The sequence below is a fragment of the Paenibacillus sp. 05T425 genome, assembly GCF_056396205.1.
Genome location: NZ_JBFTLA010000001.1, coordinates 739,454 through 752,179 on the forward strand (window position 1 = coordinate 739,454; position 12,726 = coordinate 752,179).

10 protein-coding genes are annotated in these 12,726 nt (G+C 50.5%); 2 read left to right on the forward strand and 8 right to left on the reverse strand.

Going from position 1 to position 12,726, the window contains the following annotated elements; all coding sequences use genetic code 11:
* Nucleotides 1-105: 105 nt before the first annotated feature.
* The 6 genes from AC1DF0_RS03110 to AC1DF0_RS03135 form a co-directional block, all read right to left on the reverse strand.
* Nucleotides 106-1,746 carry a cellulase family glycosylhydrolase gene (locus tag AC1DF0_RS03110; RefSeq protein WP_477573030.1) on the reverse strand — a complete coding sequence of 547 codons (1,641 nt, stop codon included), beginning with the start codon at nt 1,744-1,746 and terminating at the stop codon, nt 106-108.
* Between the two features lie 26 nt (nt 1,747-1,772).
* Complete coding sequence (locus AC1DF0_RS03115; protein ID WP_477573031.1) at nt 1,773-2,612, reverse strand: carbohydrate ABC transporter permease; 840 nt, start codon at nt 2,610-2,612, stop codon at nt 1,773-1,775.
* Nucleotides 2,609-3,496, reverse strand: coding sequence for a carbohydrate ABC transporter permease (locus tag AC1DF0_RS03120; protein WP_442052695.1), 888 nt, complete (start codon nt 3,494-3,496; stop codon nt 2,609-2,611). The genes AC1DF0_RS03115 and AC1DF0_RS03120 overlap by 4 nt, the downstream gene beginning before the upstream one ends.
* Nucleotides 3,497-3,524: 28 nt before the next feature.
* Nucleotides 3,525-4,814 (reverse strand): ABC transporter substrate-binding protein, encoded by a 1,290-nt coding sequence (locus AC1DF0_RS03125; RefSeq protein ID WP_477573032.1) that lies wholly within the window; start codon nt 4,812-4,814, stop codon nt 3,525-3,527.
* Between the two features lie 101 nt (nt 4,815-4,915).
* Nucleotides 4,916-5,977, reverse strand: a complete 1,062-nt coding sequence (locus tag AC1DF0_RS03130; protein WP_477573033.1) for a response regulator transcription factor — start codon at nt 5,975-5,977, stop codon at nt 4,916-4,918.
* Nucleotides 5,952-7,751 carry a sensor histidine kinase gene (locus AC1DF0_RS03135; protein ID WP_477573034.1) on the reverse strand — a complete coding sequence of 600 codons (1,800 nt, stop codon included), beginning with the start codon at nt 7,749-7,751 and terminating at the stop codon, nt 5,952-5,954. Before AC1DF0_RS03135 ends, AC1DF0_RS03130 begins: the two co-directional genes overlap by 26 nt.
* Nucleotides 7,752-7,857: 106 nt before the next feature.
* Here AC1DF0_RS03135 and AC1DF0_RS03140 point away from each other — a divergent pair, with 106 nt between their 5' ends.
* Nucleotides 7,858-8,571 (forward strand): VOC family protein, encoded by a 714-nt coding sequence (locus AC1DF0_RS03140; RefSeq protein WP_477573035.1) that lies wholly within the window; start codon nt 7,858-7,860, stop codon nt 8,569-8,571.
* Nucleotides 8,572-8,632: 61 nt separating this feature from the next.
* Nucleotides 8,633-9,031, forward strand: a complete 399-nt coding sequence (locus AC1DF0_RS03145) for a VOC family protein (RefSeq protein WP_477573036.1) — start codon at nt 8,633-8,635, stop codon at nt 9,029-9,031.
* A gap of 73 nt (nt 9,032-9,104) precedes the next feature.
* On the opposite strand, the gene AC1DF0_RS03150 is transcribed toward AC1DF0_RS03145, so the two are convergent.
* Nucleotides 9,105-11,129 carry a hypothetical protein gene (locus AC1DF0_RS03150; protein WP_477573037.1) on the reverse strand — a complete coding sequence of 675 codons (2,025 nt, stop codon included), beginning with the start codon at nt 11,127-11,129 and terminating at the stop codon, nt 9,105-9,107.
* A 17-nt stretch (nt 11,130-11,146) separates the two neighbouring features.
* Nucleotides 11,147-12,562 (reverse strand): MFS transporter, encoded by a 1,416-nt coding sequence (locus AC1DF0_RS03155; protein ID WP_477573038.1) that lies wholly within the window; start codon nt 12,560-12,562, stop codon nt 11,147-11,149.
* Nucleotides 12,563-12,726 lie beyond the last annotated feature (164 nt).

Genomic DNA, 12,726 nt, shown 5'->3' on the forward strand with positions numbered 1-12,726 from the left:
ACGGGAGAATTTCCAGTTATTCACCTATCGGCCCCATTTAACAATAGATTAACAGGAGTTATTCCAGTTATTTGGCGTTTATCGCGTTCAGCTTGATATGTTTTTCTACACTGAGGATACCTTCAACCACTGGATCTGTACAGGTCCGCGACCGGCATGGATCTTCAGACTATGAAGGCCGGGCTCTACCGCTGCCTCGCTGCTAACCGTCGCTGTCCTCCATTCCGAAGCCTCGCCGCTTATGCGACCGATCACTGCTTGATCCAACATGACGTATAACTCAGCAGATTCATCCTTCAACTGCACCCTTAGCTCAGCATTCAAACCGGCAGCTTGCCCAGCTGTCGTGATCTCATACGTCGCCCAATCGCCAGCTGCCAGCTCGATGCACAGCCATTCGTCCGACTGCCACTCCTGCCCTTGCCCATGCTGGAAGTTAGCCTCGACGCGCTCGCTGTCGACGAATCGGAACGTCATACCGTCATTCGAACGGAAGCCGGCAATGCCTTCAGTTCCCTCAGCTCGCCCACTGGAAGCACGTCCGTAACTCACACCTTCACCCTTATACCCGTAGAAAATCGCAGGAATACGCACCGGCACCCGGCGGAACAGCGAATGAACGACATCGGCGTGATACGTGCAGTTCTGGATTAACAGGTTATGCAAATATTCATTAAGAATCGCCCGCGCCTCCGCTGCCCCCGGCTTGCTTCCGCCTTCCAGATAAGCCACCAGCTTGTGCCAGCCTTCCGGCAAGTTCACCGAGCAAGGCGAATTTGTCGTATCTAGCTTCTTCCACGTCCAGAAGTTCCACGAAATGTCGTGATCCTCGAACAACCGGAACGCTCCCGTGTACCAGTCCTTATTGTTCTCTCCGCCTTCGCCCATGAACAGCGGAGCGTTCAGCTCGTCCCTTTTGTCCAGGTAGATCTGAATGCTCTCCGTATCGGGGTTGTTCCAATACTTATGGAATTGCAGCAGCACATTATTGTCCGGCAGTGTCGTGAAGATCGACCAGTCCGTCGCCCAATGCACGCCCTCCAATATAATGAGGTGTTTGCTGTCAACTTCTCTAATGGCATTAATGATATCGACATAAAGCGGCATCACTTGGTCGTTATATTGCGCGAACCAATTCGGAAGCGGTTCATTAAGCAGATCATAACCAGCCACGATCCACTCATCCTTATAGCGCTCGGCCAGCATACGCCATAGCTCTACCGTTTGCTGCTTGTTCCGTTCATCCGTGAACAGCTCGGGAAGATCGTTCTCCGAGTCGTCGATGTTCGTTCCCGTCTGCCCGCCCGGCGCGCCGTGCAGATCAAGAATCGCGTAGATTCGATACGTCCTGCACCAGTCAATAATACGATCCAGCATCGCCAGATGTTCGTCATGCCAGACCTGCCCAGCCTCGCTTTCCCGCATGAGAAAACGCGCATTAATCGGAATACGAAGCGAATTGAAGCCCTCCTCGGCCATCCGCCGAATATCCGCTTCCGCAACATAGTTTTCATAGTACGTTTGCCAAAAACGTCCTGCCTCTTCCTCGCCGATTAAACCGACGATCATCTGCTCAATACGACGCGGCCGATCGCCCTTTCCCGGGAACCTCCACATATAGCCCTCGGGAAGCAGCCAGCTTCCGAGCCCGACGCCGCGAAGCAGCACTTCCTCGCCTACGCCGTTTCTCAGTTTCTTTCCGTCCGCATACAGGAATCCGTTAACTTCCCTTTGATCAAAATTCACCGCTTACGCTCCTCTCCTCTTAACTTTTAACCCTTAACCGCCCCGTCGCCTACGCCGTTAAGAATATATTTTTGCAGCAATAGATAGACGACGATGACTGGCAGCATTGTGAGTACGAGCGCCGGCAAGATAGCCGCCCAGTCGTTGTTCCCGTACTGCCCGAATAACATATTGATCGATAACAGCAGCGTATATTGATCCGAATCGGACAACATAAGAAGCGGAAGCAGGAAGTCGTTCCACATCCATAGCAGATTCAGAATCGCCGCCGTCATCGTTATTGGCATTAACAATGGCAAGATGACCGTAACATACAATCGCAGTTCCCCGCAGCCGTCGATAACCGCCGCTTCGTCGATATCCCGAGGGATCGATTTCACAAATCCATGATACAAGAAGATGGCCATCGATACGCCGAGCCCGACATAGATCATGCTTAAGCCGACCAATGTGCCTTGCACCTGGAGCGCCATCGATACGCGATTCAAGGAGATCATAATTGAATGGAACGGAATCAGCATCGACAGGACGAACAAATTGAACAAAAACGTGCTCAGCTTGCCCGGCGTTCGCGACAGCTTATACCCGGCCATCGAGGAGAATACGATAATGCCTACCAAACCCGCAACGGATATGAGCGCGGTATTGCCCAAGCTGCGCATATAATTCGTTTTCTTGAACGCATCCTTATAGTTGCCGAACTCGAATTGCGCGGGAATGGACAGGATGTTGTTCATCATATCCCCTTCCGTCTTCAAGGAATTAAGGATGCCCATATAGATCGGAAACAACGTCACGCATGCCCCTAGCACAAGCACAACCCACACGATTATGGAGAACACCAAACGTCTCGAACCGTTCCTCATGCCTCCACCTCTTTCCGCTTCATGATTCTTAGCTGTACCAGCGTAATGATGAGGACTACAAGGAACAGTATCATTGCTTTCGCGCTTGCGTAGCCGTACCGGCCGCTCATTTTGAACGCTTCCTCGAAAATATTAAGCGCAATGACCTGCGTCGATCGTCCAGGTCCGCCCCCGGTGAGCGCGAATACCGCGTCGAACGCCTTAAACGAATTGTTTAACGTGACAAATATACCGATCGTCACCGCCGGATAAATCATCGGCAGCGTAATATTGCGGAAGATTTGCCAGCCGTTCGCCCCGTCAATGGCGGCCGCTTCCTTCAGCGATTGGGCGACGCCCTGCAGGGATGCGATATAGATAACCATGAGGTAACCGACGCCTCCCCATAACGAGACGATAACGATCGCATAGAAGGAATAGGTCGGATCGCCGATCCACGAACGATCGAGGAACAGCATTCCGGCATGCTCCGCGATATAAGGCAAAGCTTTGGTGAAAATAAACAACCACATGAACCCGCCGATAATCATGCTAATCATGTTCGGCATGAAGAAAATCGTCCGGAACCAGCCTTTGCTGCGCCCGCGCGATTCAATCAATACCGCAAGGAACACAGCCAATACATTTTGCAGCACAACCATCGCTATGACATATTTCAAAGTAAACCAAACCGAATCAACAAAAAAGGAATCCTGCGTCAGCGCCTCGACATAATTGGAGAACCCCACCCAGTTATAGGTGGGATTCAGTCCGTTCCAATCCGTAAAGCTGTACCATGCCCCGCCGATCGCGGGAACGAGCATGAATACGGCGTAAAACAATAAAGCAGGAAGTACGAAGGCCAGCAGGATGAGTGTCTTCTTACGATGTTTGGTCCTATGCAATTTTCTCACTCTCCCAACCGTTCATCCGTTACTGGCCTGCTTTCAGCGCATTCGCCCAAGTCTTATCGAGCGACTTGATCATATCCTCTTTGCTTACCGACTTCGCGTAATAGCTTTGAAGCAGCTTCGCCGTTTCGTCGGTTACGCCGTTCGGCAGCGACAGGTCTAGATAAGCTTTGCCTTGCGATACATACGAGCTCGCTTCCGTCACCCATGGGTACGTGTCGTATTTATGCTGCTCGGCAACCGGATTGAACTTCAGTTCCTCGAACAGTGCGGAGGAATCGTTGTCGTCGAGAATATAATTGACGAGGTCGAGCGCAACTTCCTTGTTCTTGCTTGTCGGAGAGACGGCAAGAGAAGTCGAAGTCGCCAGGTTGATCATCGTGCCTTTCGGATCATTGCTGACAGGAAGCGGCGCTACGCCGAATTCCATGTCCGGATTCGCTTTCAGAATCGACTCGGCCTGCCATGGACCTTGCACCCACATCGCTGCCTTGCCGCCCGCGAAGTCGGTTGAGCCAGCGGCGCTTCCTACTTCGAACGGCTTATCCGTTCCGTTCGCCATGATGAGGTCGATAATGTTGAACACATCTTGCACATCCCCATACGAAGCTTCGCCTTTGTTCATTTTTTCGACCCAATCAGGATGCTCTGACGATACGATGCCTCCAAGGGACAAAGCCATCATCAGCTGCGGAATCCACGACTCTTGGAACGATAGTTCGAACGGTTTAATGTTAGCCGCGTTAAGCTTCTCGATGGCGGCTTTCATCTCGTCGAGCGTCTGCGGAGGCGTAATGCCTAAGTCGCTGAATATCGTCTTATTGTAGAGATATCCCCACGATAAGCTCTCCATCGGCAAAGCGACTACTTTCCCGTCATGCGTAACGGTCTGCTTAACGCTGTCGTACAGCTTAGATACAAAAGGCTGATCCGACATGTCGCTTAAGTAGCCCGCTTTGTAATACCTTGGCACATCGGCGATCGCATGGAGCGTGAATACGTCCGGTGCATCGTTGGATGCCATGCGCGTCTCCAAAATTTGCTTCGCTTGATCCGGATTCGGCATCTCGAGCTTGATTGTGACATCGATGTTTTTGTCCGCAAGCTCCTTCGCCTTGAATTGGTCGAAGTAGCTGTCGAACTGTTCCTTAAAGCGAGGGAAGTTCATGAATACCTTCAGTTCGACCTTCTTGGGCGAATCGCTCGTTCCTTCGCCGGAATTGCCTCCGGAGTTCGCCGAGTTAGAGCCGCAGGCCGATGCAAGCGTTGCGACAAGCATAAGTGAAAGTACGATATAAAGCGCTTTCTTCATTTCTATTACCCCTTTCGTTTGAGTGCACTCTCAGTGTAGAGGAAATAGGAATTCAAGTCTTTCCAGCGTATTAACATGGCGAATTGTACAATATTGATGTGCTACTTCTCTTCGCCCCGCAGCTCGCCCGGCGTTATTCCGAAATGATTTTTGAACACCCGGTAGAAATAGGCGAGGTCCTTGTAGCCGCACAGCTCCGCCGCGTCCTTGATCGTTGCCTGCTGATCTTTGATTAGCCCTTTGGCCTTCTCCATGCGCAGGCGTATCATTCTTTCCGTTATCGTTTCGCCGGCAGCCGCCTTGAACGCTCTACTTAAATGCTCCTTCGTCACGAGAAAATGCGCGGCCAGCTTCTCCAGCGACAACGTCTCTAGGAAGTGGTTAGCCAAGTAAGCTTCTACCTCGCCGATATCGAGCTTAATCCGGTTTTTCTGATATTCCATGATCGCCCCAATGACCTGACCATATACGTCGCCGAGACCGTTAACGAGTTCCTCTCTTGTTGACCAAGCGGTTGCAGCAGGAAGCTCCACACCGGCAATTTCGTTCGTACTGTTCGCCGTCTCTTCGGCCATCAGCAATAAATCGCGAGATACCCGTTCTGCCATAGCCCCGAACTGCTGCTCCGGAACGGCGCTCTCGAGCTCGCGTCCCATTTTGTCCAATTCCTCTAGCAGCGCCTTCTTGTTCAAGCTGACCAAGTGGTCGTAAATCCGTTGCCGGTACGCCATGTAATGCGTGAGCAGCTTCTCGTCCATGAATAGAACCGGCGAGGCTGCCGCGCGCCTTCGCTGCCATTCCTCTACGCAAAGCGATAATGCGGCATTCAACTCCTCGGCGCGGATCGGCTTCAGCATATATTCGATAACCTTAGAGCGGATTGCTTGCTTCAAATAAACAAAATCGTCGTATCCGCTCATGACGATAATCGACGCTTCCGGGAAGCCGCTTCTCATTGCATCCAGCAGTTCAACCCCCTCGAGCCCCGGCATTCGCATATCGGTAATGACGACTTCCGGGTTGAACGATTGCATCATCTCCAGCGCTTCGATGCCGTCCTCCGCTTCCGCTATCACTTCCATATCGTAACGATCCCAAGCACCAAGCGACTTAATGACCGCTCTGGACCAAGGCTCATCATCCACGATCAACACTTTCAGCATTCCCACCAAGCTCCTCTCCCGTATTGACATAGGGCCAACTGATGACGATCATCGTTCCCTCGCCGGCTTTGCTGAACACGCGCATACGATGTTTATCGCCGAATTGAAGCACCATTCTCGCATTCACATTATGGAGGCCGACGCCTTTTCTTCTCCCCGTCCCTGCAGACTGCTGTTGTCCTGCATTCAAAGTAATGCGCCCTTTGAGCCGATCTCTGATTTCCTCCAGCCGCTCCGGCACAATGCCGATCCCTTGATCCACGACGATGAAGACGCATCGATTCCGAATCCGCTTCATGCGAATAAAGAGATGCCAGCTACCTCTCTTCGGCTGCAAGCCGTACTCGAAAGCATTCTCTACGATAGGCTGCAGCGTGAACCGCGGCAGCTGGCTGGCAAGCACCTGCTCGTCCACGTCCATCCCCACTTGGCAGCGACCGTAGAACCTATTTTCCTGGATAAAAATATAGTTGCGCATATGTCGAAGCTCTTCGTCCAGCTTCACAAGCTCCCCGTCGGTGCTAATGGAATAACGCAGCAAATCGCCGACGACAAGCGTAATTTCGTGAATCTTAACCGCATTAACGGATAACGCCATGCCCCCGATCAATTGGAGTGTATTATGCAAAAAGTGAGGATTGATCTGAGCTTGCAGTGCCAGCAGCTGCGCCTTCTTCACTTCGATCTCCTGCTGATACTCCACCTCGATCAGCTCTTTGATTCTTCCCATCATCGCGTTATAGCCCCGCTCCAACAGCCCGATTTCATCCTGGCTCTGAATGGAATGCTGCTCGAAATTGCTGACATGAGCATGGCGCATAGACTTGGCGAGTCCGATGATTGGACGTGTAATTCGGAGCGAGAACAATACGGACAGCAACAGAGACAATAGAACGAAAAATCCTCCGATCAGAGCGCCTGCGACAATCGTAGGCCTTGCGCTTTCCGATACGGTCGAGAACGGAATCGCTTTGACGATCGTGAGCTGACCGCCGGCAATTATTTTGATAAAGAAGAAGTACCCGCCCTCTACGATATACGGCTCATCGTTGCCGCTCAGCATCTGGTCAGTCAGAAGCGCGCGAATGTCGTCCGTCTGCTCCGATACCGTTGAGCCGGAGAGCGTCTCTCCTTCGTCATTGAGCAGAAATACGGTGCTCTCCGCCTCCGACTGCAGGATATGGCTGACCTGCTGCCATACGTCGCGGTTAATTCGAACGCCGATGCCGCCTAGAAGCATTCGGTCCTCGAACCGGTTAATGCTATGATAAGCATAGATGCCTTCATTCGTTTGCTTGAAGTAGATGTTGATCGGCTCGCGCAGCAGCCGCTTCCAAGCCGTATCGTCGATGGTCAACGGATAGACGGTACCATTATTGGCAAAATCGACGGTAATCGCTTTTTGGCTTTCATGCATGTAAAGCGTTAGTTCATCGATTTTGCGGGAATTGGTGTAGAACTGCGACGATAGCGCCTCGCGAATATGATTCAGCGACCGATACTGCACGCTGACATCGGGGTTGTCCGTGTCGTCCAAACCGGACACCAGCTCTTGATTGATCTGCAGCGAATAAAACAGAATATCGATCTGCTCAATAAGTTCGTTCAAATATTGCTCGGACCATTCGATCCGCGAAAGATTGGCGTTAATGATCTCTTCCTCGACCGAGTTTCGCGTGTTAACGGTTGCAATAAGCGTCACGATTAATACCGGAAGCGTAGCGAGTAGAATCATTAACAACATTAAGCGCATTCGGATGCTTTTTCGTTTCATGCCATCCCCTCTTTCTTAGTGCCTGCATTTCTCCAAACCTTATCATTTGCATGAATGTTGTACGCTAAGGTTGTAAGCTAAATCCCCCGGCAGGAGTTGAACGCTAATGGATAAAATCATTCCTATTTTACCGTGTCCGTCCATAAAGGAACAGGTCGCCTTTTACGAAAACCTCGGATTCACCATTGTTCAGTTGTACACTCGCCCGAATCCTTATGCCGTTGTGCAATATGGATCCATTGAAATTCACTTTTATGGCAGCAAACGAACGTTGCCGGCCGAAAATCCAAGTATGTGCTATATGAGTGTGGATGATGTAAATGCGGTACACGAAGCGTTCTCTACCGGATTGAAACAAGCGCTTGGTAAAATCCCTCGTACGGGTGTCCCACGTATATCGAAATTGAAAGATTTGAAGGAAGACAGACGATTTATGGTGACGGATATGGGCGGCAATACGCTCTTTATCGGAACGCCGAATGCAGAAGTCAATGCCCCCACCTTCTTAAGAACCATAGAGAGTGCGGAAAATGCGGAACATTTTGCGATTCTGTACGATCTGATGTACTCCAAGGAGGATACCGGGGCCGCGCACAATATGCTGGTAAAGTTTTTCCCGGCGGATCTGGTTTCCACGGGACTTGAAGGGCTCGATCTCGCGAAGCTGCTGCTCGTTGCACTGGATATCGGGATTCATCGCAATGCCTCCGTTGATCCGGCGATCGATGGCAGGCTGTTGGAACTGCTCGATAGCAGCGACCGGCAGCATCCGGACTGGACGAAAATTTCCGAGAAGTATAACGATATTGTAGAAGGTTAAACCTTTGAGGTAGGGAATTAGATGATAAGGAGCTTCGAGAGTCCTTAGAAAGGATGATTAAATGATGGGAAGCTTGAAGCCGTATATCATTTCGGAGGATGCGAGAAGCCAAGCGGCATTCTACGCGCAGTCGCTTGGAGGAGAGATCGTGTCCGTCGCCACGCACGGAGATCTAATGGGCGCAGAACATGAGCTGAAGGATAAAGTGATGCACCTATGCGTCATGGTTGCAGGCGGACATGCCATCTTCATGGCCGATGCTATTGAATCGTTTACTCGGGGAACAGGTCTCTCGCTCGAGCTCGAGTTCGACTCCGAACAGGACGCGGGCGACGCTTTCGGCAAGCTTGCAGTCGGCGGCCACGTCAAACATCCAATTGAGCGTCAACCCTTCGGTATCTATTATGGAGAACTCACGGACAAATACGGCGTTTCGTGGATGATTACGGCTGCGTTGTAGTTGTGTGAAATCAGACAAAAACGGGGAGCTGCTTCGGGAGCAGCTCCCCTGTTCATGTTGTTCAAATCCGAATTTATTTCACGACGACTCGAACTCGAGCTAGATTCAACACTTGCGTATACAAGTCACCGCTATTGCCTTCCCTGTCTGACGCAGCGCGCAATACCGGGAAATAGGTTCCAGGTTTGTTGAAGGCGTAGGCTGCCTCTACCACCGCTTGTGATTCTTCTTCATTAACGCGGCTAATCTGCGCATGGATCGGAAAGGTGGCTTCCCCTTCAAAATCCCATTCCGCATAGACGACTTTACCCGTATTCGGCGGAACCTCGATCTCTGCCTTGAAGTTGACCGTTTCTCCCACCGAAACCTCCGCCCGCTCGCCATCATTGGCTTTGAGAGAAATGACCGGTTGAATGCCTCTGCGCTCTGCGGCTGTGGACGGAACGATAACCTGTCCTTCTTCAACATGGTAGTTCGTGCTGGCAGGAGGGGTAACACCTCTTTCTACCCATGCGCTCAAATCGAGAAGCGCCTGATGCAGAGCTGGGATGTACGTGACAATATGGAGTCCGTCTAAAACATGGTTCGAGCTCGTATCGGCATGCAAAGCGTGGTCAACAAACCAAAGTCTAAAATGATCATCCAGCTTTTCCCCTAGTGATTCTGTAACCTTCGTTCTATACCAGTCGGCTTGCCAAGGGAACGCACTCTCGTCCATTAACGTTTGCACGACAATCATTTTTCCTTCGAAACGGCCGCTTTGAACAGAACCTGCCCCGCCGAAGGCAACAGCCGGCCCGACATGGAATGGACGCTGCGGATACAACGGCTCGCCGTTGTCGTCCCGATACTGATCCCACACCGAATAATCGCTGGTCGGAACCTGGTGACGGTGGTACGTTTGAAGAGCGATATAATCCGAGTTATCGAGCACGATCTCGTCGCCTGGCTTCACTAGCTCCAAGGTTTGAACGGATGTGAAAAATCCGAATGCCGCTCCAACCGTGACGATGTTTCCGTTGATTCCGCCAAGAGGAATTTTCAGACCGGCAGCCTCGCCGCTCGTAATGCGGATATAAGCTCCATCCAAATAGACATCCCCCGCTGGCACATCTGCCAGCTTAAAGGAAGGTATGGACTCCTGACCTTCCGTAAGCATTTTCCACGCGTCGTCGACGCCCATCTTCACAGCGGCGTCGGAATCCGTAACCTCTGTCTGCCGCGGTCGAATGACCTCCGACACAACTGTCTTATGTTGAAGACGCGCTCTGGAAGCTGAACTTTCGGGATCATAGCCAAGGTATCCGGGAACGGTCCAGAAGTCCTCAAAGTATGACGGGTCCATCTTCATAACGGCGGGAGACAGTACCGTGAGCGCTCCATCGCCAATTTCTTTGTAGGCAAACCACGCCTTGGGAGGGAAACCCATTCTCGTCACTTCTTCAAGTGCTTGTCTCTCTTCCTCATTTAATCCGGCATACATATCCCCGCTGCCGCCAGGCTCAAGCGCATCAATAATCGCTGGGAACTTATCCCGCAGAATTCGCATCGCGTGTACGCGTACCGTGAACACATTCGGAATCGCCATTGGTGTTCCAATGACGAACGGCACTGCGCCGTCCCAAACGCCTGTCGTATTTTCTATGAAGCTCATCGTTTTGAACCCGCCGCCGCTGCCGCCGTAAATATAACCGTAAGGGCGGTGAGTGCCGAACAACTCAGCCGCCTTGACCCGGGAATATAGCGCGACTGCGGCGCTTGCGCGATAAACAAGGCTAAAGTCATCGGACGCTCCGCCCATATTGGTTTCTACCAAATAGGCGCCGCGGGAAATGGCAAAACCAATTTTATTGTCCACGCCGTCAATATGGCTTTGGGCTGCGTTCTCACTGCCCTGAACCGGGTAGACGGGTTGAAAGAAACGTTTCTCATAACTTTCCGTAGGCGGGAAGTAGAACGAAAACCTTGTATCATTCCCCTCGAATCCGCCATGAATGTAACGATGGCGCACAGGCTCATCCCGCCATTCATCGATATCCACATAGGGATGTTGGAACTGCGGGTCTTGCAACCCGTTGTAAAGCGATTGATTAGTCATCTTATTTTCCTCCTGATTCATCGTGTGACGCCATTGGCATCTTTCCTTCTTTTTGCAAGGTCTCTCGTTATTTGAGCCTGCTTCTCCTCGGTTAGATCGAACCATAACATGCTTAATTGAAGGATAAGGAACAGAGCAGGCAGTACGCCTACTAATATCCTGAGCCCAAACAGTGTTGAACTGCTTTGTTCCGCTCCCGGCACATAACCGATAACCATTAGTGCACCGGCTGCTATTGCACCTGATAAAGCAGTTGCAAAGGTTTGTATAAATCCATTGAAAGAGCTCATAAATGCATTAATATTCAGCCCGCTTTTCCATTCCGTATAATCAATTGCAGCTGGCATCATGGCGCCTTGGGCGGGACTGCCGCATGCACTAATTAAACCGGTAATAACGGATGCAACAATATGAATAATAAGCCCGGTATTATTAGCTGGAATGAATAACATAACGGGACATGCTGCTACATTTACGATAACGCCAGCCAATACTGTATTTCTCAAACCAAAACGCCGTATTACCCGCTGGCTGAAGGCTACCCCAATAAGGGTTGGAATGAGAATAATAATCCCCATGATCGCCATTAAGCCTTCGTTGTGGAAAAAGTATTTGTAAAAATGGATTTGAACGCCTGACCGAATACCGGACGATATCGCGTTTGCGAACAGAAACACATATAAGATGACCGCGTATTTGTTCGTAAAAGTAGCCGTAAGCATCTTTTTGAATGAGGGAGACTTTTCCTCGCGATTAGCTGCTACTACATATCTTTCTTTAATTTTCATGGATTGATAGATGGCTATTAAAACGGTAAAGACAGCTGCCGCCGCCATTAATAGGGAGAAACCTCTAGCATCGTCGCCTCCGCCGAATGCTTTGTACAAAGGCACGGTACCTACTTGAACAATCAAAGCCCCAATCAAAATAAACAGGAAGCTAAGTTGACCGATCGTTATTCGTTCATCAATTCTTTTGGTAACGGTTGGTACAGCCGCATTGCCCGGGATTGTAATAATAGAGGCAAAAACACTATAGACCGTATAGGTGATAGCAGCATAGACGACCTTACCTGTGTCGCTTAAGTCAGGAATGCTGAAGGTTAACCAACCGCAAATACCAAAGGGGACGCCTAAGATCATAAACCACGGCGTGTACTTCCCCCATGGTGTCTTTACTTTATCCATGAAGGCGCCAAATAGAGGAGCAACTAAAGCATCCACAATACGAACAACGAGAAATAACGCGGCAATAAAGGCCGGATTAATTTTCATAAAATCCGTATAGAAAAATAACAAATACATTTGAATGATTTGATAATGAAACGTATTAGGCGCGTTCCCGATGACGAGAGCGATCTTTTCCCCTCGTTTCAACTTTGAATGTTCGCCTTCCCCAATGGCTTCATGGGGCACCGCCTCTTCAGCTGCCATAATCTTAGCCTCCGCTCTATCGTCTTGAAAGCACTTACAAATGCATTATGACATACATCAGCGTCGGAAGATGGTATGATATGTAGAAAAACGGTATGAAATCGAGGCCTTGCTATGTTCATAACTGGTGATTTTCCCGATATAAGCTATTTGGGTAAACTGAT